The organism is Luteimonas changyuni, from assembly GCF_039548395.1.
Classification (GTDB): domain Bacteria; phylum Pseudomonadota; class Gammaproteobacteria; order Xanthomonadales; family Xanthomonadaceae; genus Luteimonas.
On the sequence record NZ_JBCLUZ010000022.1, the window covers coordinates 24,927 to 46,358 of the forward strand.

Sequence of the window (21,432 nt, forward strand, 5' to 3'; positions counted from 1 at the left end):
ATCCCTAGAATGCCCAAGATGACCCTGACCAAGACCCTCAAGCCGGCGCTTGCCGCACTCCTTGCCACCCTGCTGGCCGCCTGCGCTTCGGCGCCGGTGCCCGACGTGCGCCGCGAGGCGCGCATGCCGGCCCCGGTGATCCAGGTCGACGGGGTCCCGCGTGACGCGGGTGCAGCCCTTGGCGGCGACGGCATCGCCGAGCAGGCGCTCCCCGACGGCCCGCGGGCGCAGAAGCACCGCGGCGACGGCCGGGTCATCAATGAATCGCTGGCCGCCTCGCCGCCGCCCAACCTCGCCGGCACCTCCGGCGAGGCCACCTTCAACTTCGAAGGCGAGTCGCTGCACGCCGTGGTCAAGGTGATCCTGGGCGACATGCTCGGCCAGAACTACGTGATCGCACCGGGCGTGCAGGGCACCGTGACCCTGGCCACGCCGAAGACCGTCAGCCCGGCGCAGGCGCTCAGCCTGCTGGAGATGGTGCTGGGCTGGAACAACGCCCGCATGATCTATGCCGACGGCCGCTACAACATCGTGCCCGCCGAAGGCGCGGTCGCCAGCGGCGCGGTCGCGGCGCGCACCGGCACCGCCACCGGCGCGCGCGGCTTCGAAACCCGCGTGGTGCCGCTGCAGTACATCTCCGCGGTGGAAATGGAGAAGGTGCTGCAGCCGTATGCGCGCGCCAACGCCATCGTCGGCGTCGATGCCGGCCGCAACGTCATCACCGTCGCCGGCTCGCGCCAGGAGCTGGAAAATTACCTGCGCACGATCCAGATCTTCGACGTCGACTGGCTGTCGGGCATGTCGGTGGGCGTGTTTCCACTGGTTGCCGGACGTGCGCCGCAGGTGGTCGCCGACCTTGAAAAGGTCTTCGGCGCGGAAAGCAGTTCGCCGGTGGCGGGGATGTTCCGCTTCATGCCGCTGGAAGGCGCCAATGCCGTGCTGGTGATCACCTCGCAGCCGGCCTACCTCGACCAGATCGAACAGTGGATCAACCGCATCGACGGCGCCGGCGGCGGCGTGCAGCTGTTTTCCTACGAGCTGAAGTACGTGACCGCCAAGGACCTGGCAGACCGTCTGTCGGAGGTCTACGGCAGCGGCGGCGGCGGGCGCTCCGGCGGCGGTGGCCGCGGCGGCGCATCGCTGATGCCGGGCCTTGAGTCCACGGAAATCGACGACGGTGGCATGGACGGCGGAGTGTCCAGCGCAAGCCTTGGCCGCGATGGCAGCAGCAGTGGCGGCGGCGGTCTCGGCGGCGGCACGCTGTCGCTGGGTGAACGCCAGGGCGGCAATGCCTCGGTCACCCTCGAGGTCGACGGCAGCGAAGTGGGCGTGTCCGCGGTCGACGAGAGCAACACGCTGCTGGTGCGCTCCACCGGCCAGGCCTGGCGCTCGATCCGCGAGGTCATCGACCGTCTGGACGTGATGCCGCTGCAGGTCCATATCGAGGCGCAGGTGGTCAAGGTGACCCTGTCCGGCGGCCTGGAATACGGCGTGAGCTGGTTCCTTGAAAAAGGCATGACCGACAACGGCATCGGTCCCTTCCCGGCCCCGGCCGCGGGCGGCCCCAGCGGCTGGAGCACGCTCGGCGCCGCGCTCGGTACCGTGGCGAACCCGGGCGCGGTCTGGACCCTGGTCAAGAACGATGCCGCCGCGGTCATCCGCGCGCTGGACCAGGTCTCGGACGTGCAGATGCTGCAGACCCCGTCGGTGCTGGTGCGCAACAACTACGAGGCGACGCTCAACGTCGGCGACAGGATTCCGATCACGTCGGTGTCCTACAACCCCGGCTTTGGCGGTGGCGACACCGTAGGGCAGGTGCAGTACCTCGACACCGGCACCATCCTCAAGGTGCGGCCGCGCGTGACCCGCGACGGCACCGTGTTCCTGGACATCGTGCAGGAAGTCAGCGCGCCGACCGACACCGATGCCAACGGCAACCGCACCATCAACACCAACCGGCTCAAGACCAATGCGGTGGTGCAGAGCGGCGATACGGTGTTCCTGGCCGGCCTGATCACCGACGGCGTGACCCGGGGCGCCTCCGGCATTCCGGGCCTGAGCCGGATCCCGGTGATCGGCGGACTGTTCGGGTCGCAGAATTCGCGTACCGAGCGCAGCGAGATCGTGGTGCTGCTGACGCCGACCCTGGTTCGCGACGGCAACGACGCCCGCAACCTGACCGACGAATACGGCCGCCGCTTCCGCGCGCTGGAGCCGCTGCACCGGACCACCGACTGAGCATGGCCGGCGGGCGGGGCGCCGGCGTGCCCGGACCGCGGAGCGAAGCCGCGGGCGAGCTTCCGATCGTGCTGCTCCCGGTCGCGGTGGATGACCACGTGCTCGATGCCTGCCTGGCGGCGCTCGACGCCGGCACGCCAGCGGGCACGCGGGTCTGGTTGGCCGACGATGCCCAGGCCGGTCCCCGGGGACTCGCGATCATCGAGCGCTGGCTGCAACGCACGCCGCTGCGCGCCGAGTACACCCGGCGCCAGCGGCGCCTGGGCGAAGTCGCGCACCTGGACGAAGCCCTTGCCGCCTGCGGCGACGCCGACGTGATCGTGCTGGCCGCCGATGCGGTGCCGGGTCCCGGCTGGGCAGCGCGGCTGGCGGCATGCGCCGCGCGCGACGGCGCCATCGCCACCGCCACGCCCTGGTGCAACGCCGGCGAGACCGCGGCCTGGCCGGACTGCGGCGAGGTCTCCGCACGGCCGGACGAGGCCGAACTCGCGCGCCTGGCGCGGGCCGCCGAACGCATGCCGTCGACCTGCCCGGAGCTGCCCTCCGCGATCGACCATGCGGTCTTCATCCGCGGTCGTGCGCGTGCGAAGGCCGGTGGCCTGGACGCCGCCAGCTACGCCTCCTGGTATGCGGCCCTGATCGACCTGTCGCTGCGCATGGCCGGGCTGGGCTGGCGCAACGTGCTCTGCGAAACCGCCTTCGTCGCCCGCGGCGGCGAGGGCGGCCCGGCCGAAGGCGACCTGGACGCGCTGGCCGCGCGCTGGCCGGGCTGGCGGCCGCGGCTGGCGGAGTTCCTGATGCACGATCCAGTCAGCGACTGCCGCCGGGAGCTTGCGCACCGCCTCGATGGTCTTGAGCCGCCGTCGCAGCACGAGCTGTTCGCGCCGTGAGCGCGCCCGTTGCCGTCGTGGGTGCGCCGTCGGTCGCCGCCGTCGTCGTCAGCCACGAGAGTGCAAGCAGCATCGACGCCTGCCTGTCACGGCTGCGCGCCGCGGGGGGTATCGCCGAGATCCGCGTGGTCGACAACGCGTCCACCGACGGCACGCTGGCGGTGGTCCAGCGCCACGCCCTGGCCGATGCCCGCCTGCGCTTCATCGCCAATCCCGACAACCCGGGCTTCGCCGCTGCCTGCAACCAGGGCGCGGCCGACAGCACGGCGCCGTGGCTGGCCTTCGTCAATCCCGACTGCATGGTCGAGGCCGACACGTTCGAGAGGATGCTGCGCCACGCGGGCGCGGGCGCGGGCGATGGCGATGGCGAGTTACTGCTGGGTGCGGATCTCGTCGACGAGGCCGGCGTGCGCGACGGCGCGGCGCGGCGCAACGATCCCGATTTCGCCGCCATGCTCCGCGGCCCGCTGCGCGCAGGTCGCGGCCGGCCGCTGGACGTGGAGGTCGATGACGACCGCGCGCTGCAGCCGGTGCAGGCGATCTCCGGGGCGCTGATGCTGCTGCCGCGGGCGCTGTTCGAGCGCATCGGCGGTTTTGACGCCGGCTACCGGCTGCACGCCGAGGACCTCGACCTGTGCCGCCGCGCCCGGGAGGCCGGCGCCATGATCGCGGTGGCCAACGACGTGCGCGTGCTGCACCTGCGTGGCGTGTCCGCGCGCTCGCGGCCGTTCTTCGTCGAGTGGCACAAGCATCGCGGGCTGTGGCGTTACTTCAGCCGCTTCGAAGCGCCTGCGCGCGGCCCGCTGCTGCGCGCAGGCGTCTGGCTGGCGGTCTGGATGCACTGGCTGGCGGGCCTTCCGCGCACGCTGCTCGAGTCGATGCGGGAGGATGCCGCATGATCACCTCGCTGCTCGATACCGACCTCTACAAGTTCACGATGATGCAGGCGGTGCTGCACCGCTATCCGGCGGCGCACGCCGAATACCGCTTCCGCTGCCGCACGCCCGGCGTCGACCTGGCGCGGCATATCGACGTGATCTCGGACGCCATCGACGCCCTGTGCGCGCTGCGCCTGTCCAGCGATGAGCTCGACTACCTGCGCGGCCTGCGCTTCATCAAGCCCGATTTCGTCGATTTCCTCGGCCTGTTCCAGCTCGACCGCAAGCATGTGCGCCTGGAGCGTTCGGATGACGAACCCGGCGGGATCTCGCTGACGCTGTCGGGACCCTGGCTGCATACCATCCTGTTCGAAGTGCCGCTGCTGGCGATCGTCAGCGAGGCCTGGATGGTGGGCGAGCACGGACCGGCCGACGAAGCCGAAGGCCTGGGCCGGCTGCAGGCCAAGGTCGACCGTCTCGACGCCGCAGTGGGATACGAAGACTGCCGGATCACCGATTTCGGCACCCGCCGCCGCTATTCGCGAAGCTGGCAGGACCTGCTGGTGCCGCGCGTGGCCGGCCTGCTCGGACCGAAGTTCGCCGGCACCAGCAACGTCGACATCGCCCGCCGCCACGGCCTGGTGCCGCAGGGCACGATGGCGCACGAATGGCTGCAGGCGCACCAGGCGCTGGGCGCGCGCCTGCGTGATTCGCAGACCGCCGCGTTCGAGGCCTGGGCGCAGGAGTACCGCGGCGACCTCGGCATCGCGCTGACCGACGTGATCGGAATGGACGCGTTCCTGCGCGATTTCGACCTCTACTTCTGCAAGCTCTTCGACGGCATGCGCCACGATTCCGGCGATCCGGTGGAGTGGGGCGAGCGCATGCTCGCCCACCTCGAGGCGCTGCGGATCGATCCCCGCACCAAGACCCTGGTCTTCAGCGACGGCCTGGACATGGAACAGGTGATGCGCCTGTACGCGCATTTCCGCGGCCGCTGCCGGATGTCGTTCGGTATCGGCACCAACCTCAGCAACGACACCGGCCCGAAGGCGCTGCAGATCGTGCTGAAGATGGTCGCCTGCAATGGCCAGCCGGTGGCCAAGCTGAGCGATTCACCCGGCAAGACCATGGTCGACGACGAGGCTTACCTGCGCTACCTGCGGCAGGTGTTCGAAGTCCCGCAATCCCCGACCTGAGGCCACCCCGCTGCGGCACCCCTGTAGGAGCGGCTATAGCCGCGATGCTGTTCGCCCCATGGCACCTCAGGACTTTCCAAGCATGGCTGTCCCGAGGCCTGCTGTTGCAATCGCGGCTATAGCCGCTCCCACAGGGTCGGGGTTCAGCTCCCACAGGGTCGGGGGGGCAGCTCCCACAGAGGTCGGGGGTCAGCTCCCACAGGGTCGGGGTTCGGCTCCCGCAGGGTCGGGGTTCAGCGCGGGGGAATCTCGACCCGCTGCTGCTCGAACACGCTGTCGCCTTCGGGGCTCACCACCACCACGCCCGGCTCGAGCGCGCTGATCGTGGCGTTGCCGACGAGCTTGGTGCCCAGGGGAAAGTCCGCCACCGCCTTCCAGGCGCCATCGACCTCGCGCAGGACGTAGCCGCTGCGGTCGTAGTAGTTCCCGCCGCCGCCGCAACCTTCCATCGTGTACAGCAGAAGCGCCTCATCGCCCGGCTGGCCATCGAGGTCGAGCATGAACAGGCGTTCGCCCTCGGGGTAGGTGCCGCATTCGCGCTCCTCGCCGGTCGCGTCGACGAGGCGCCGGGCGGCATCACGCAGCTCCGGCGTGGCCGCGCGCCCTTCGTTGCGCACCTTTTCCAGGGCCGGGCCGCTGAAGTCGAAATACTGTGTGTCTTCGGCGTCGCTGCCGGCGGTCGCCACGACTTCGTCGGTCGCGGGCGCGGCGGCCGGCGTGGCGTCACCGGTACCTGCGATGAGCGTGGTACCGGTCGCCCTCGCCGATGGCTCCGACGCGGCGGCAAGGGCCTCGGGTGACGCGGTGTCCATGGACGTGGCAGGTGCGTTCGACTGGCCGCAGGCGGTGAGCACCAAGGCCAGGGCGATGGTCAGGGGCAGGCGTGTCATTGGCGTCCTTCCGGCTTCAGGGCGGCAGCCCCGTTGGCCAGCAGGATATCCATGCCGCGTGAGGCCGGCGGCAATCCGTTCCGCCACGGATCTACGCGGATGAGGGCGGACCTGCACGGACGGGGTCTACAGCTGCATGTGCATGTGCATGTGCATGTGCACGTGCAGGAGCAGCCATAGCTGCGACCGGGCTCGTGGAGCCCTTGCCCGTGCCGTGCCAGTGGGCCGGGTTCAGTCCGCGACGCGGTGGCGGTTGAGCGTGTCGCGCAGCTCACTCGCGGCGCGGGCGGCCGCGGCGGCGTAGTCGTCGCCAGAGGATGCATACAGGATCGCGCGCGACGAACTCACCATCAGCCCGGTGCCATCCCCGGTGCGCGCGTTGCGCACCACCGCGCCCGCATCGCCTCCCTGCGCGCCGACGCCCGGCACCAGCAGCGGCATGTCGCCAACGACAGCGCGCACCTCGCGCAGCTGCTCCGGCCAGGTCGCACCCACCACCAGCGACACGTTGCCGTTGCCATTCCACTCGCGCGCCGCACGCTCGGCGACCGACTGGTACAGCGGTCGCGAGGGGCCACCGGCACGGGCCTCCACCAGGAGGTCCTGCAGGTCCGCCGCGCCCGGGTTGGACGTGCGGCAGAGAATGATCACGCCGCGGTCGGCACGCTCGAGGAACGGTTGCAGCGAATCACCGCCGAGGTAGGGGTTCACCGTCACCGCATCGGCCGCGTAGCGATCAAACGCTTCCGACGCATAGCGCTGCGCCGTGGACCCGATATCGCCCCGCTTGGCATCCAGGATCACCGGGATGCCTGGATGCGCGGCATGCACATGGGCGATCAGCCGCTCCAGTGCATCCTCGGCACCGGGCGCCGCAAAGTGCGCGATCTGCGGCTTGAACGCGCAGGCGTACTCCGCCGTGGCATCCACGATGTCCCGGCAGAACCCGAATACCGAATCCGCATCCCCCGCGAACCGCGCCGGAAACCTCCCCGGCTCCGGATCCAGGCCGACACAGACCAGCGACCCGGACGTGTCCCAGCGGTGTCGCAGCTGCTGCATGAAGGTCATCGGGACTTCCTTTTTTGCCACGGCGAAGAACTTTTTCTTACTTCAACGCCTTGAACCGAAGCCGCTTCGGACCGGCGTCGTCACCCATGCGGCGCTTCTTGTCTTCCTCGTATTCGCGATAGTTGCCCTGGAAGAACTCCACGTGCGAATCACCCTCGAACGCCAGGATGTGGGTCGCGATGCGGTCCAGGAACCAGCGGTCATGGCTGATCACGAAGGTGTTGCCCGGGAACTCCAGCAGCGCGTCTTCAAGCGCCCGCAGGGTCTCGATGTCGAGGTCATTGGACGGTTCGTCGAGCAGCAGCACGTTGCCGCCCTGCAGCAGGGTCTTGGCCATGTGCAGCCGGCCGCGCTCGCCGCCCGACAGCGTGCCGACCATCTTCTGCTGGTCCTGGCCCTTGAAGTTGAAGCGGCCGATATAGGCGCGCGACTGGATCTCGATGCCCTTGATGTTGAGGATGTCGGCGCCGCCCGAGATTTCCTGGAACACGTTGTGGTCGCCCGTCAGCGCATCGCGGCTCTGGTCGACGTAGGCGATGTCGACCGTCGGACCCATTTCGATCGAACCCGAGTCCGGCTTCTCCTGGCCGGTGATCATCTTGAACAGCGTCGACTTGCCGGCGCCGTTGGGACCGATGATGCCGATGATCGCGCCCGGCGGCACGATGAAGCTCAGGTCGTCGATCAGCAGGCGGTCGCCGAAGCGCTTGGAGACGTTCCTGAATTCCATCACCTTGCTGCCCAGGCGCTCGCCCGGCGGGATGAAGATCTCGTTGGTCTCCTGGCGCCGCTGGTAGTCGACCGACTGCAGCTCGTCGATGCGCGCCAGGCGCGCCTTGCCCTTGGAGCGGCCGCCCTTGGCATTGCTGCGGGCCCACTCGAGCTCCTTCTGGATCGCCTTCTGGCGCGCCTTCTCGGACGACTCCTCGCGCTTGAGGCGGTCTTCCTTCTGCTCCAGCCACTCGGTGTAGTTGCCCTTCCACGGAATGCCGCGGCCGCGGTCGAGCTCGAGGATCCACTCGGCGGCGTTGTCGAGGAAGTAGCGGTCATGGGTGACCGCCACCACGGTGCCGGTGTAGCGCGCCAGGAACTGCTCCAGCCATTCCACCGACTCGGCGTCCAGGTGGTTGGTGGGTTCGTCGAGCAGCAGCATGTCCGGCTTCTGCAGCAGCAGGCGGCACAGCGCGACGCGGCGCTTCTCGCCGCCGGATAGCTTGCCGATCACCGCGTCCCACGGCGGCAGGCGCAGCGCGTCGGCGGCTACTTCCAGCTGGTTTTCCAGGGTGTGCGCGTCGCCGGCGGCGAGGATCGCCTCCAGGCGCTCCTGCTCCTTGGCCAGGGCGTCGAAGTCCGCGCCTTCCTCGGCATAGGCGTTGTAGACCTCGTCCAGGCGCTTCTGCGCCTGCAGCACTTCGCCCACGCCTTCCTCGACGGCCTCGCGCACGGTGTGCGCGGGATCCAGCTCCGGCTCCTGCGCCAGGTAGCCGACCTTGATGCCGGCCTGCGGGCGCGCCTCGCCGCTGAAATCGGTGTCGACGCCGGCCATGATCCGCAGCACGGTGGACTTGCCGGAACCGTTCAGGCCCAGCAGGCCGATCTTCGCGCCCGGGAAGAACGACAGCGAGATGTCCTTGATGATCTGGCGCTTGGGCGGAACGGTCTTGGAGACGCCGTTCATGGTGTAGATGTATTGCGACATGGGGGACTCCGGTGCAACGTGACCGCCGCCCGCGCGGAAGCAGCGGACGGGAACGGTGGATTGGGATGGCGCGATTATACGTCCACCACCGCGGTGCGGCGGCCGGATAGGGCGTCTGTTCAGCCGCTGCGGGCAATAGTCGGGCCAGTCCACCGCCGGGAGCCCGCACCATGATGTCCGCCAGCCGCCTTGCACTCGCCGCCGCCACCCTGGCGATGGCCTTCGCGTTCGCACTGCCCGCCGAGGCCCGCGACAACCATCGCCGCGGCCATGATCGCGGAAACGACCGTGGCCATGTCCAGCGCGACTGGCGCGGCGACAGCCGCTCGCGCGGCAATGACCGGTACGACCGCCGCGACCGCCGCCATGCCCGCGGGCACGACCGCCGCCATGACCGTCGTGATACCCGCGTCGTCTACGTGCCGCGGCCGCTGGTCGTGCACCAATCGCGTGGCCATCGCGGACCGCCGCCGTGGGCGCGCGGCCGCCATTACGGCCACTCCGGCTATGCGCCGACCTACGTCGTCAACCAGTACGGCCACTACGGCCTGCGCCAGCCGCCGCGCGGCCACCATTGGCGCCGCAGCGATGCCGGTGACTTCCTGCTCGTGGCGATCGCCACCGGGATCATCGCCGACGTCATCACCGGGCGCTGAGGCTCCAGGGGAGCGGCCGGGCCTGCAACAGAGCGTCACGGCCATGGCCGCTCCCGCGCTGGCCCCGGGGCCTTTCCCGGGGGGTGGGGGAGCTACAATGGCGGCCTTTCCGGCCATTGGAGCGCACGATGTTCCCTCGCGACGCACGTATCGAAGGTTACGACCCCGAACTGGCCGCGGCCATCGCCGCCGAAAACCGGCGCCAGGAAGACCACGTCGAGCTGATCGCCAGCGAAAACTACGCCAGCCCCCGGGTCATGGAGGCCCAGGGCAGCCAGCTCACCAACAAATACGCGGAAGGCTATCCGGGCAAGCGCTATTACGGCGGCTGCGAGCATGTCGACGTCGCCGAGCAGCTGGCCATCGACCGCGTGAAAGCGCTCTTCGGCGCCGACTACGCCAACGTGCAGCCGCATTCCGGCTCGCAGGCCAACCAGGCCGTGTACCTGGCCCTGCTCAAGCCCGGTGACACCATCCTCGGCATGTCGCTCGCCCACGGCGGCCACCTGACCCACGGCGCCAAGGTCAACATCAGCGGCAAGCTGTTCAACGCCGTGCAGTACGGCGTCGACGACAGGGGCCTGATCGATTACGACGAAGTCGAGCGCCTGGCGGTCGAGCACAGGCCGAAGATGCTGGTGGGCGGTTTCAGCGCCTATTCGCAGGAAATCGACTGGGCGCGCTTCCGCGCCATCGCCGACAGGGTCGGCGCGATCCTGTTCGTGGACATGGCGCACGTCGCCGGCCTGATCGCGGCAGGCGTGTATCCGAACCCGGTGCCGCACGCGCACGTGGTGACCTCCACCACCCACAAGACCCTGCGCGGCCCGCGCGGCGGCATCATCGTCGCCAGCCGCAAGGCCATGGGCGAGGGCGCCGACGACACCATCAAGAAGCTGCAGTCGATCGTGTTCCCCGGCATCCAGGGCGGCCCGTTGATGCACGTGATCGCGGCCAAGGCCGTGGCCTTCAAGGAAGCGCTGGAGCCGGAGTTCAAGGCCTACCAGCAGCAGGTGGTGAAGAACGCGCAGGCGATGGCGAAGGTGATCATCGACCGCGGCTACAAGATCGTCTCCGGCGGCACGATGAACCACCTGATGCTGGTCGACATGATCGGCAAGGGCGTGACCGGCAAGGCCGCCGAAGAGGCGCTGGGCCGCGCCCACATCACCGTCAACAAGAACGCCGTTCCCAACGACCCGCAGAAGCCCTTCGTGACCTCGGGCCTGCGCCTGGGCACCCCGGCGGTGACCACGCGCGGCTACACCGAAGCAGACTGCACCGAGCTCGCCGGCTGGATCTGCGACGTGCTTGACGCGCCCGGCGACGACGCGGTGATCGAGGCCGTGCGTGCCAAGGTGCAAGCACAGTGCCGTCGGCTGCCGGTGTACGGCTGATGGCCGCGCAGGCGGAACTCGCGATGCCGGCGGCCGCGGCCGGCGTCGGTCACGCCGCCTGACGCCGCCGCGAAGCGATGCATTGCCCCTTCTGCCAGCACGTGGATACCCGGGTCATCGACTCGCGGGTGAGCGACGATGGCGCGACCATCCGCCGCAGGCGCGAATGCGAGGCCTGCGGCGAGCGGTTCTCCACCATGGAGACGATCGAACTCAAGCTGCCGGCGATCATCAAGACCGACGGCCGCCGCGAACACTTCGATGCGCGCAAGCTGCGGCAGAGCTTCGACCGCGCCGTGCACAAGCGCGCGGTGACCGAAGAACAGATCGAATCGGCGGTACGCGCGGTGATCCACCAGTTGCGCATGACCACCGAGCGCGAGCTCGCGTCCCGCCGCGTGGGCGAGTTCGTGATGGCAGAGCTCCGCAAGATCGACCACGTCGCCTACGTGCGCTTCGCGTCGGTCTACCGCTCGTTCCAGGACGTGGCCGATTTCCGCGACGAGCTTGACCGCCTGGAGCGCGACCTGCCCGGCGAGGGCCAGCTGCCGCTCCTCGACGGCGAACCGGCGGCTTTCGACGCCCGATCCGGCAAGGGCCGGAAGCGCTGAGCACGGTGCCCGTTCCCGGCGAGCCAGGGCGCTACCCGAGGCCTCGGGCGACCGACGTGTTGCGCCGTGCATTGGCCCTGGCCAGCGTCGTCGCCCGCGCGGGGCTCGAGCCCCGAGCCGACGAACCCGAGGCCGCGGCCATGCACCGGCGCATGCTCGACTGGCTGCGCGTCACCGGGCTGCGGGCCGCGCTTGAGCCCGCCGAGGCGGCGCTGGTGGATCTGCCGCTGGGCAGCCTGTCCGATGTCGCGATGGTCGACGCCAGCTGGCGTGCCGAAGGCATCCACGTGCTGGCCTGGGCGCTGGACCGGCATGCGCCGGTGCCGCACGACCGCATGGTCGATCCCGACGACGTTGCCTGGAGGCTGGGCTTCCTCGATGACGCCGCGCCGGAACGGCTGCATGACGCGGCGCTGCGCGGCGATCGCGAAATCGACACCTTCCTCGCCCGCCAGCTCGCGCTGCACTGGCGGCTGCGCGAGTACTCGCTGCGCCCGGGTCCGATGGACTTCGCCGCCGTGGTCGCCAACGGCGGCTGGGCGCGCCTGGACATCGACGATGCCGACCTGGTCGACGACGACCTTGCCATCGACGGCGTCCGCATCGACCGTGCCGACGATGCCCAGCTGGCGCGCTGCACCAGCATCGCCGCCGAGCGCCACCGCGCGGCCAACTGGCTGGCAGGCGCGGATTCCATCTATTCCAGCGTGGAGAACATCACCTGATGCAGGGCCATTCCGACATCGACCATCTGATGATGGCGCGCGCGCTGCGCTTGGCCGAGCGCGGCGCGTGGACCACGCGCCCCAACCCCATGGTCGGCTGCGTGCTGGCGCAGGGCGACGAGGTGGTGGGCGAAGGCTGGCACCAGCGGCCGGGCGGCCCGCACGCCGAGGTCTTCGCGATCGAGGCCGCCGGCGAGCGTGCCCGCGGTGCCACCGCCTACGTCAGCCTGGAACCCTGCGCGCACACCGGCCGCACCGGCCCCTGTGCCGACGCGCTGGTCGCGGCCGGCGTGTCGCGCGTGGTCGCGGCAATGCGCGACCCGTTCCCGCAGGTCGACGGCAGCGGCTTCGAGCGCCTGCGCCAGGCCGGCATCGAGGTCGAACACGGGCTGATGGAAGCCGCGGCGCAGGAGCTCAACCGCGGCTACGTGTCGCGCCTGGTGCGCGGGCGGCCCTGGCTGCGCGTGAAGCTGGCCATGAGCCTTGATGGCCATACCGCGCTTGAAAGCGGCGAATCCAAGTGGATCAGCGGCGAGGCCTCGCGCCGCGACGTGATGCGCTGGCGCGCACGCAGTGGCGCCCTGCTGACCGGCTCGGGCACGGTGATGGCCGACGATCCGCAGCTGACCGTGCGCCTGGACGACGACGCCGAATTCGCGCCGCCGCTGCGCGTGGTGCTCGATCCGGGCCTGGCCACCATCGCCCGCGGCCGCGTCCGCGAGGGCGACGCGCCCACGCTGTACGTGCACGCCGCCAACGCCAAGCCGCCGCGCGAGCTCGGCAGCGAGCGCGTCGCGGTGCCGGCGGCCGGCAATGCCCTGGATCTCGCAGCGGTGCTGCGGGTCCTCGCCGACCGCGGCATCAACGAGGTGCAGGTGGAGGCGGGCGCGACGCTGGCCGGCGCCTTCATGCGCGCGGGCCTGGTCGACGAGGTGCTGCTGTACGTGGCGCCGGTGCTGCTGGGCACGCAGGCGCGGCCGCTGTTCGCCGGCCTGCAGATCCAGGACATGGCGCAGCGCATGGCGCTGCGGATCGTCGACAACGTCAGCGTGGGCGATGACCTGCGCCTGCGGCTGGTCCCCGGGCGCGCGGTGGTCGACGCCGGCGCGGCGGGCTGAGGAGAGCGCCGTGTTCACAGGAATCATCGAAGCCGTCGGCAGCCTGGCCGCGCGCGAAGCACGCGGCGGCGACGCCCGCCTGCGGATCGCCGTCGGCGCGCTGCCGTTCGCCGATGCAAAGCTGGGCGAAAGCGTTGCGGTCAACGGCGTCTGCCTGACCGTGGTCGCCTTCGACGCCGGCCATTTCGAGGCCGACGCCAGCAATGAAACGCTGGCCCTGACCACCCTTGGCGGGCTCGGTGAGGGCGCGCCGCTGAACCTCGAGCGCGCCATGCGCCCCACCGACCGCCTCGGCGGCCATCTGGTCAGCGGCCACGTCGACGGCGTCGGCCGCGTGCTCGAGGTGCGCGAGGATGCGCGCGCCCAGCGCTGGCGCTTCGCCATGCCGCAGGCGCTGGCGAAGTACGTCGCGCAGAAGGGATCGATCTGCGTCGATGGCGTCAGCCTCACCGTGAACGCCACGGGGATGGACGCCTTCGAGGTCGCGCTGGTGCCGCACACCGTCGCCAACACGGCCTTCGCGTCGGCGAAGCCCGGCGACCCGGTCAACCTCGAGGTCGACCTCGTCGCGCGCTATCTGGAACGCCTGCGCAGCGTCCCCTGAAACGCCTGCAGCCGCCGGGGCGACCGCTGTGGGAGCGGCAGGCTCCGGTCCCCGAGGCCGCGCAATCCCGGCAACCCCTGCAATTTCCGCAATCCCACAGCCCCGCAATCCCGCATCTCGCCAGCCCCACCAGCCCCACCAATCCCGCAAACCCCGCAAACCCCGCAAACCCCGCAAACCCCGCAAACCCCGCAAACCCCGCAGTCCCCGCAAACCCCAACCCAGGTCGCAGTCCCATGCCTTTCGCCCCCATCCCCGAACTGCTTGAAGAACTCCGCGCCGGCCGCATGGTCGTCATCGTCGACGACGAGGACCGCGAGAACGAGGGCGACCTGATCATGGCCGCCGAGCTCGTGCGCCCGGCCGACATCAATTTCATGGTCACCCACGCCCGCGGCCTGGTCTGCCTGTCGCTGACCCGCGAGCGCTGCGCGCAGCTGGGCCTGCCGCCGATGGTGCAGTCCAACACCTCGTCGCACCACACCAACTTCACCGTCTCGATCGAGGCCGCCGAGGGCGTCACCACCGGCATCTCGGCCTACGACCGGGCGCACACCGTGCGCACCGCGGTGCGGCCGAACGCGGCGCCGTCGGACCTGGCGCAGCCGGGCCACATCTTCCCGCTGACCGCGCAGCCCGGCGGCGTGCTGGCGCGCGCGGGGCATACAGAAGCGGCCGCCGACCTGGCGCTGCTGGCTGGCCTGGAGCCCGCCGGCGTGCTGGTCGAGATCCTCAATCCCGACGGCACCATGGCGCGCCGGCCCGAGCTTGAAGTGTTCGCGCGCGAGCACGGCCTGAAGATGGGCTCGATCGAGGCGCTGATCCGCCACCGGCTCGAGACCGAGCACACGGTCGAGCGCGTGGACAGCCGCGACATCGACACCGAGCACGGGCCGTTCCGCCTCCACACCTACCACGACCGCCTCGGCCACGCGCTGCACTTCGCCCTGGTCCGCGGCGAGCCCGACGCCGACACCCCGACCCTGGTGCGCGTGCAGGTGCGCAACGCCCTGGCCGACGTGCTGCGCTGGTGCCGGCCGGACTTCGGTCCCGCGGTGGGCGAGGTGCTGGCCATGATCGCCAACGAGGGCCGCGGCGCGCTGGTGCTGCTGGATGGCGGCCAGACGCCGGACGCGCTGCTGGAGCGCCTGCGGGCTGCGGACGCCAAGCCCGGACCGGATACAACGCGCGGCGGCGCCCTGGTCGAATGGCGCCGCAACGGCGCCGGCAGCCAGATCCTGGCCGATCTTGGCCTGGGCAAGCTGCGCGTGCTGGGCACCGCCCGCAAGCAGGTCGGCCTGGCCGGCTTCGGCCTCGAAGTCGTCGAATACCTCGATCCCACCTGACTCCAGCAGGAGCAGCTATGGCTGCTCCTGCAGCTGCGCTTACGCGGCGATCTGGTGCCACTCCCCGGCAGCGCCGCGGCGCAGGCCTTAGAATGCGCATCCGTCCAAGGAACACGCCATGACCCATCACGAAGGCGACCTGCACGCGCCCGAAGGCGCGCGCTTCGCGATCATCGCCAGCCGCTGGAACCCGCGCATCGTCGACGCGCTGGTGACCGCGGCGCGCGCCACCTTCGAGGGCAACGGCGTGGCCGCCGACGCGGTCGATGTCATCCGCGTGCCCGGCGCCTGGGAAATCCCGATGGTCGCCGCGCGCCTCGCGCGCGACGGCCGCCACGCGGCGGTGGTCGCCCTGGGCTGCGTGGTCCGCGGCGATACCCGCCACTTCGAGCACGTCGCCGATACCTGCGCCGAGGGCCTGGCGCGCGTCCAGCTCGACCACGGCGTTCCGGTGGCCAACGGCGTGCTGGCCGTCGACGACATGGTCGACGCCGAGAACCGCGCCGGCGGCAGCCACGGCAACAAGGGCGAGGAATGTGCCCTGGTCGCGCTGGAAATGGCCAGCCTGCTGGGGGTGCTGCCATGAGGCCGCAGCGTGGCGGTGGTGCGGGTGGCCGCAACGCCGGCATCGACACCGTCGGGCGTTCGCGCTCGCGCCGGCGCGCCCTGCAGGCGGTGTATGCGATGCAGCTGTCGGGCGTGGACGCGCACAACGCGATCGCGCAGTTCGCGCACGAGCAGGCGCACGAAGTCGCCGACCTCGAGTATTTCGAAGACCTGGTGCGCGGCGTCGAGACCCATCGCCGCGACCTCGACGCGGCCCTGGAACCCTTCCTCGACCGCGCCATCGGCGAAGTCGACCCGATCGAGCGCGCGATGCTGCGCATTTCCGCCTACGAGCTGCGCCACCGCATCGACGTGCCCTACCGGGTGGTGATCGACGAGGCCCTGAAGACGGTCAAGCGCTTCGGCTCCGAGCACGGCCACACCTACGTCAACGGCGTGCTCGACCACGCCGCGGCGGAGTGGCGCGCGGCCGAAGTGCGGGCCGGCCGCGGCTGAGCCCGCGGCCACCGCGATGGCCGAGTTCACGCTGATCGACCTCATCCGCGCGCGCGCCATGCATGCGCGCGACGACGTGGTCCTGGGCATCGGCGACGACGCCGCCCTGCTGCAGCCGCCGCCCGGCATGCAGCTGGTGGTGGCGATGGATACGCTCAACGACGGCGTGCATTTCCCGCCGGGCACCGCCGCCGGGCAGGTGGGCTGGAAAGCGCTGGCGGTGAACCTGTCCGACCTCGCGGCGATGGGCGCCGAGCCCGCCTGGTGCACGCTGTCGCTGTCGCTTCCGGATGGCGATCCTGCGTGGGTCGCCGGCTTCCTCGACGGGTTCTTCGCCCTGGCCGGGCAGCACCGCGTGGCCCTGGTCGGTGGCGACACCACGCGCGGGCCCCTGTCGGTGTCGGTCACCGTCCACGGCTTCGCGGACCCCGGCCGCGCGCTGCGCCGCGACGGCGCGCGCGCCGGTGATTCGGTCTGGGTCAGCGGCACGCTCGGCGGCGCAGCCGGCGCGCTGGTGCAGTGGCGCGAGGGCCGGGCGATCGATCCCGCGCTGCGCGAGCGCCTGGAGCGACCGCGCCCCCGGATCGCGCTGGGACGCGCGCTTGCCGGCGTGGCCAGCGCGTGCATCGATGTCTCCGACGGCGTCCTGGCCGACCTTGGCCACGTCTGCGCCGCCAGCGGTGTCGGCGCGCGGCTGGAGCTTGATGCATTGCCGGGCGCTGACCTGCTGCGTCCGCATTTCGATGGCGACGCGCTGCGCGCGCTGCAGGCTTCGGGCGGCGACGACTACGAACTATGCTTCACCGTCCCTGCGACAAAGGACGCGACCGTTGCCGCCGCCGCAGCCGCCGCGGCCACCGGCGTCACGGTCACCCGCATCGGCACGGTGGTGGCCGGGCAGGGCGTGCAGGCCTTCGACAGTGAGGGCCGCATCTGGCAGCCCGCACAGGCCGGCCACGAACACTTCTCCACTCCCGCGCCCCCCGCCCCCCGCCCGCTGTAGGGCGCCGTCACGAATTTGTGGGAGCGGCTATAGCCGCGATTGCCAGCTGGTCGCGAGGTCGGATCGCGGCTATAGCCGCTCCCACAGCAGCGGCGGCTATAGCCGCTCCCACAGCAGGGGTGGCTATAGCCGCTCCCACAGACTGCGGGAGACGTGCGACGTCAGGCGTCGTCCAGGCGGAACGCGTCGCGATGCCAGGTGAAGTCCGGCGCTTCCGGATCGCCGCTGGCATCCATCACGTCGAAGCGGCAGAAGTCCTCGGCCAGCGCCGGGTGCTGCAGCAGGAACAGCTGCGCCGCGCGCGCGATGCGCCGGCGCTTGCCGCGGTCAACCGACTCCGCGCCGCCGCCGTAGTCGGCGCTGGCGCGATAGCGCACTTCCACGAAGACCACGGTGTCGCCGTCGCGCATCACCAGGTCGAGCTCGCCCAGCCGGTAGCCGGCATTGGCCGCGATCGCGTGCAGGCCGGCGCGCAGCAGGTGCGTGCGCGCGGCGGCCTCGACTCCGGCGCCGCGGCGCCGGGTCTCGCTCAATTCGCGACGCCCGCCAGCGGCACCACATGACCGCCGTTGAAGGTCGACCAGGCCGGCACGCGCTGCACGTGGCCTTCGGCGCTCATCCGCAGCACGCCGCTGGCGCTGGAAACCGAGGCCTCGGAGCTGGTTGCCAGGTGGCCCAGGTAGGCCGACAGCAGCCAGGCGTCATAGCCGAATGCGAACAGGCGCGCGGCCGGGCCACGCGCCGTGGGCAGGGCGTCGGCCACGGTGCGCGCCGGCGGCAGGCCCGGGACCCCTGACACGCTCCAGGCATCGCTCGGGAAGGCGATGCCGTCCAGCACCGCGTCCTCGTCGGGCTTGCCGGTGCCCGAGAGCAGCTGCGAGGTCGCCACGCGCGGGCGCCCGGCGAGACCGGCGGCCGACACCTGGGCCGCGGCCAGCCGCGCCTGCGGCCCGCGCAGGGCGAGGAAGATCGCGTCCACGCCGCCCTCGCGCTGCAGCGCTGCCTGCATCGGGCCGATCAGGTCGGGTGGCGAGTCGCCGACCACGGTCAGTAGCTGCACCATGCCACCGCCGAGTTCCTGCAGGCGCGCGTTGAGCGCATCGATGCTGCGGCGCGCGTTGTCATCGCCGGAGCTCAGCACCAGCACCCGCAGCGCATTGCGCGCGGCAAGGAAGTTGGCCGCGGCCACGCCCTCGTCCTCGGGCGCAAGCGCATAGCTGGCGCTGTTGAGCGGCGGTGCGCCGGCGCGGTTCAGCGCCAGCACCGGCACGGTGGCCGTGGTCTGCGCGAACACCGCGTCGACCTCGTCGCGGCCCAGCGGCCCGACCACCTGGTCGGCGCCCTCGGCGACCGCACGCTGGTAGGCGGACACCGCGCCGTAGGCGGTGCCCATGGTGTCGTAGAACTCCAGGTCCGGGCGTCGCCGGTGCTCGCCGTAATAGCCGGCCAGCAGGCCGTCGCGCACGGGGCCCGCGGCGGTGGCCAGGCTGCCGGTCAGCGGCAGCAGCACCGCGAGCCTGCGCGGCGGGCGGTAGCCGTCGCGCTCGGCGGGCGGGCGGTCGCCGGCATCGAACTGCCAGTGGCCAGTCGCCACCGGCGCAGGCGCGGCGTCCGGGACAGCGGTGGGGCGCGTGACCTGCACGGTCGAACAGCCCGCGACCACGAGCGCGGCGAAGGTGGCGGCGAGGGCCTGCTTCCAGGGATGGCGCATCAAGGCGTTCCGGCTGCGAGAATGCCCGGATTCTACCGCCACCCCAGCAGGGACACGATGCAGCCCGCCGCCGGAACCCTCCACGTTGTCGCCACGCCGATCGGAAACCTCGCCGACCTGTCGCCGCGCGCGCTGGACACGCTGCGCGCGGTGGATGCGATCTGCGCCGAAGACACGCGCCATACCCGCCGCCTGCTCGCGCACTTCGGCGTCGACCGCCCGCTGCTCGCCCTGCACGAGCACAACGAGGCCGAGGTCGCGGCGCGACTGGTCGCGCGGCTGGCCGCCGGCGAATCGCTGGCCCTGGTCTCCGACGCCGGCACCCCGCTGGTCAGCGATCCGGGCTTCCGCCTGGTGGGCGCCGCGCGCGAGGCCGGCATCCGCGTCAGCCCCGTGCCCGGGCCGAGCGCGATCATCGCCGCGCTGAGCGTGGCCGGGCTGCCGAGCGACCGCTTCACCTTCGAAGGATTTCTTCCGGCGAAGGCCTCCGCGCGCCGCGAGCGCCTGGCGTCGCTGGCCGGAGAAACGCGCACCCTGGTGTTCTACGAGTCCTCGCACCGCATCGTCGACGCTCTGGGCGACTGCGTGGCGGCTTTCGGCGCCGAACGCCCCGCGGTGCTGGCGCGCGAGCTGACCAAGCTGTTCGAAACCGTGCTCGACGGCGGCCTGGGCGAACTGCAGGCCGCTGTCGAAGCCGATGCCAACCAGCGCAAGGGCGAGTTCGTGCTGCTGGTGGGCGGCGTTGGTGACGACGCGGAAGCGAAGGTGGTGCGGGGCCGTCTGCTGTACGCGAAGCTCGCCGCGCACCTGCCGCCGTCGACCGCGGCGAAGCTGGCCGCGGAAATCAGCGGGGCGCCGAGGAAGGAGTTGTACGGGGGCTGAGGCGAACCCGGTCGCGGCCATGGTCGCCCCACAGAACCGCCGTCATGCATGCGAGAATGCACGCGGCGGAGTCGGCCAGACAGTCGCGTCATCGGCCCCATTTCGGTGGGACCGGTGCCGAGGAAAGTCCGGGCTCCACAGGGCACGGTGCCAGGTAACGCCTGGGCGGCGCGAGCCGACGGAAAGTGCAACAGAGAGCAGACCGCCGAACGGTTCTTCGGAATGCGTGGCAAGGGTGAAACGGTGCGGTAAGAGCGCACCGCGAGTCTGGCAACAGACCGGCATGGCAAACCCCACCGGGAGCAAGGCCAAATAGGGACCTAATGGCGCTGCCCGCGTCGGGTCCGGGTAGGCTGCTCGAGCGTATCGGCGACGATGCGCCTAGAGGAATGACTGTCCACGACAGAACCCGGCTTATCGGCCGGCTCCGCCACTTTTTTCTTCTCCGGCCGCCCCGACGTGGGCGGGAGGCCCTTGTGGCGGATGTCCCCCGGCGGCACGGTTGCCGTCGCGCTTCCAGGACGGGCGGGCCGCCTCCTCCTTGAATTCCGCCACAAGGGCCTCCCACCCACGTCGGGGCTGCGCCTCTCCCAGCCCGGGCCTCTCCACGCCGCGATGTTGTCCCCCGTTCGGCGGCAGGCGTCACGCGGTCACCAGCACACGCCGGTGGCTGGGTCGGGCAAGCACGCCGGCATCGCTGAGGCCAGCATGTGAAAAACATGTGAAGATCATCACATATTCTCAGAATCTGAGACTAAACAGCAGCTTGTGGATAAAGCTTGAACAAGTCTCTGAAGTTCGCTGCAAGTCATTGACCTGCCTGATGAAAATTCATCCCCAAGCTGTTGACAAGGGTGGGGAGCGCTCCTAATGTGGCCATGTGTGGGGAGACCGGGAATATCGTGGTTTTTCCAGGCATGAAACCCGCCGCAGACGGGTACCGGAGTGGCAGAAGGTGTTGCAGGGCGAAACCGCCATCACGATCGACGACAAGGGACGGCTGGCGATTCCGACCGGCTACCGGGAGATCGTCGCGTCCGAATTCGGCAATCGCTTGGTCATCACCTACAACCCGTTCGAGAAGGGTTCGCTCTACATCTATCCCTATGCCGCCTGGGGCCAGGTCCGCGACGGCGTCAACGCGCTGCCCCGGGTGAAGGAAGCCAACCGCCGCCTGCAGCTGAAGCTGGTGGGCGCGGCGGCGATCGTCGAGCCCGACGGCAACGGCCGGATCCCGATTCCGGCCAGCATGCGCAACGCGCTCGGCATCGAGAAAAAGGCCGTCCTGCTGGGCATGGGCGACAAGTTCGAGCTCTGGAGCGAGCAGGCGCATCGCACGCAGATCGAGACGCCCCTGGGCGACGACGATTTCGGCGACGACCTGGTCGGGCTGCAGTTGTGACCGCGGGTGCCGCGGATGCCCGCTCCGCGCACCTTCCGGTCTTGTTTGTG

21 protein-coding genes and 1 other RNA gene are annotated in these 21,432 nt (G+C 70.6%); 17 read left to right on the plus strand and 5 right to left on the minus strand.

What is annotated here, in order from left to right:
- Positions 1-18: 18 nt before the first annotated feature.
- The 4 genes from gspD to pncB are packed head-to-tail and all read left to right on the plus strand — an operon-like array spanning position 19 to position 5,205.
- Positions 19-2,238 (plus strand): type II secretion system secretin GspD, encoded by a 2,220-nt coding sequence (gene gspD, locus WCD84_RS09505; protein ID WP_343281202.1) that lies wholly within the window; start codon positions 19-21, stop codon positions 2,236-2,238.
- Between the two features lie 2 nt (positions 2,239-2,240).
- The gene (locus WCD84_RS09510; RefSeq protein ID WP_343281203.1) at positions 2,241-3,128 is read left to right on the plus strand and encodes a glycosyltransferase family 2 protein; all 888 of its coding nucleotides are present in this window, start codon (positions 2,241-2,243) and stop codon (positions 3,126-3,128) included.
- A 17-nt stretch (positions 3,129-3,145) separates the two neighbouring features.
- Positions 3,146-4,027, plus strand: coding sequence for a glycosyltransferase family 2 protein (locus tag WCD84_RS09515; protein WP_343281232.1), 882 nt, complete (start codon positions 3,146-3,148; stop codon positions 4,025-4,027).
- Positions 4,024-5,205: a nicotinate phosphoribosyltransferase gene (gene pncB, locus WCD84_RS09520; protein WP_343281204.1), complete on the plus strand. Its 1,182-nt coding sequence runs from the start codon at positions 4,024-4,026 to the stop codon at positions 5,203-5,205. The genes WCD84_RS09515 and pncB overlap by 4 nt, the downstream gene beginning before the upstream one ends.
- Before the next feature lie 233 nt (positions 5,206-5,438).
- Here the strand turns inward: pncB and WCD84_RS09525 are convergent, their stop codons facing one another.
- The 3 genes from WCD84_RS09525 to ettA all read right to left on the minus strand — a co-directional run bounded on the left by WCD84_RS09525 (position 5,439) and on the right by ettA (position 8,865).
- Positions 5,439-6,095, minus strand: coding sequence for a hypothetical protein (locus tag WCD84_RS09525; RefSeq protein WP_343281205.1), 657 nt, complete (start codon positions 6,093-6,095; stop codon positions 5,439-5,441).
- Positions 6,096-6,326: 231 nt separating this feature from the next.
- Positions 6,327-7,166 (minus strand): orotidine-5'-phosphate decarboxylase, encoded by an 840-nt coding sequence (gene pyrF, locus WCD84_RS09530; protein WP_343281206.1) that lies wholly within the window; start codon positions 7,164-7,166, stop codon positions 6,327-6,329.
- 37 nt (positions 7,167-7,203) lie between these two features.
- Positions 7,204-8,865, minus strand: coding sequence for an energy-dependent translational throttle protein EttA (gene ettA, locus WCD84_RS09535; protein WP_343281207.1), 1,662 nt, complete (start codon positions 8,863-8,865; stop codon positions 7,204-7,206).
- Positions 8,866-9,035: 170 nt separating this feature from the next.
- On the opposite strand from ettA, the gene WCD84_RS09540 reads away from it, so the two are divergent.
- The 10 genes from WCD84_RS09540 to thiL all read left to right on the plus strand — a co-directional run bounded on the left by WCD84_RS09540 (position 9,036) and on the right by thiL (position 17,387).
- Positions 9,036-9,521, plus strand: coding sequence for an RcnB family protein (locus tag WCD84_RS09540; RefSeq protein ID WP_343281208.1), 486 nt, complete (start codon positions 9,036-9,038; stop codon positions 9,519-9,521).
- Positions 9,522-9,649: 128 nt separating this feature from the next.
- A complete protein-coding gene (gene glyA, locus WCD84_RS09545; protein ID WP_343281209.1) occupies positions 9,650-10,918 on the plus strand; it encodes a serine hydroxymethyltransferase in 1,269 nt (422 codons plus the stop codon).
- A 77-nt stretch (positions 10,919-10,995) separates the two neighbouring features.
- Entirely contained in the window at positions 10,996-11,529 is a 534-nt protein-coding gene (gene nrdR, locus WCD84_RS09550; RefSeq protein WP_343254300.1) for a transcriptional regulator NrdR, read from the plus strand.
- 5 nt (positions 11,530-11,534) lie between these two features.
- Positions 11,535-12,254, plus strand: a complete 720-nt coding sequence (locus tag WCD84_RS09555; RefSeq protein WP_343281210.1) for a DUF4272 domain-containing protein — start codon at positions 11,535-11,537, stop codon at positions 12,252-12,254.
- Positions 12,254-13,372: a bifunctional diaminohydroxyphosphoribosylaminopyrimidine deaminase/5-amino-6-(5-phosphoribosylamino)uracil reductase RibD gene (gene ribD, locus WCD84_RS09560; RefSeq protein ID WP_343254298.1), complete on the plus strand. Its 1,119-nt coding sequence runs from the start codon at positions 12,254-12,256 to the stop codon at positions 13,370-13,372. Before WCD84_RS09555 ends, ribD begins: the two co-directional genes overlap by 1 nt.
- 10 nt (positions 13,373-13,382) lie before the next feature.
- Complete coding sequence (locus WCD84_RS09565; protein WP_343281211.1) at positions 13,383-13,976, plus strand: riboflavin synthase; 594 nt, start codon at positions 13,383-13,385, stop codon at positions 13,974-13,976.
- A 236-nt stretch (positions 13,977-14,212) separates the two neighbouring features.
- The gene (gene ribB / locus WCD84_RS09570) at positions 14,213-15,322 is read left to right on the plus strand and encodes a 3,4-dihydroxy-2-butanone-4-phosphate synthase (protein WP_343281212.1); all 1,110 of its coding nucleotides are present in this window, start codon (positions 14,213-14,215) and stop codon (positions 15,320-15,322) included.
- A 118-nt stretch (positions 15,323-15,440) separates the two neighbouring features.
- Positions 15,441-15,908, plus strand: coding sequence for a 6,7-dimethyl-8-ribityllumazine synthase (ribH, locus tag WCD84_RS09575; RefSeq protein WP_343281213.1), 468 nt, complete (start codon positions 15,441-15,443; stop codon positions 15,906-15,908).
- Positions 15,905-16,384, plus strand: a complete 480-nt coding sequence (gene nusB / locus WCD84_RS09580; protein ID WP_343281214.1) for a transcription antitermination factor NusB — start codon at positions 15,905-15,907, stop codon at positions 16,382-16,384. Before ribH ends, nusB begins: the two co-directional genes overlap by 4 nt.
- Positions 16,385-16,400: 16 nt before the next feature.
- Positions 16,401-17,387: a thiamine-phosphate kinase gene (gene thiL, locus WCD84_RS09585; RefSeq protein WP_343281215.1), complete on the plus strand. Its 987-nt coding sequence runs from the start codon at positions 16,401-16,403 to the stop codon at positions 17,385-17,387.
- A 161-nt stretch (positions 17,388-17,548) separates the two neighbouring features.
- On the opposite strand, the gene WCD84_RS09590 is transcribed toward thiL, so the two are convergent.
- Together WCD84_RS09590 and WCD84_RS09595 are read right to left on the minus strand one after the other, a co-directional pair.
- Positions 17,549-17,920 carry a YraN family protein gene (locus tag WCD84_RS09590; protein ID WP_343254292.1) on the minus strand — a complete coding sequence of 124 codons (372 nt, stop codon included), beginning with the start codon at positions 17,918-17,920 and terminating at the stop codon, positions 17,549-17,551.
- Positions 17,917-19,098, minus strand: a complete 1,182-nt coding sequence (locus WCD84_RS09595) for a penicillin-binding protein activator (protein WP_343281216.1) — start codon at positions 19,096-19,098, stop codon at positions 17,917-17,919. Before WCD84_RS09595 ends, WCD84_RS09590 begins: the two co-directional genes overlap by 4 nt.
- Positions 19,099-19,155: 57 nt before the next feature.
- On the opposite strand from WCD84_RS09595, the gene rsmI reads away from it, so the two are divergent.
- From rsmI to WCD84_RS09610, 3 genes are all read left to right on the plus strand, one after another.
- Positions 19,156-19,980: a 16S rRNA (cytidine(1402)-2'-O)-methyltransferase gene (gene rsmI / locus WCD84_RS09600; RefSeq protein WP_343281233.1), complete on the plus strand. Its 825-nt coding sequence runs from the start codon at positions 19,156-19,158 to the stop codon at positions 19,978-19,980.
- Positions 19,981-20,047: 67 nt separating this feature from the next.
- Positions 20,048-20,413, plus strand: an RNA gene (gene rnpB / locus WCD84_RS09605) — RNase P RNA component class A.
- A gap of 522 nt (positions 20,414-20,935) precedes the next feature.
- Positions 20,936-21,382, plus strand: a complete 447-nt coding sequence (locus WCD84_RS09610; protein ID WP_343254290.1) for a division/cell wall cluster transcriptional repressor MraZ — start codon at positions 20,936-20,938, stop codon at positions 21,380-21,382.
- The last annotated feature ends 50 nt before the right edge of the window (positions 21,383-21,432 follow it).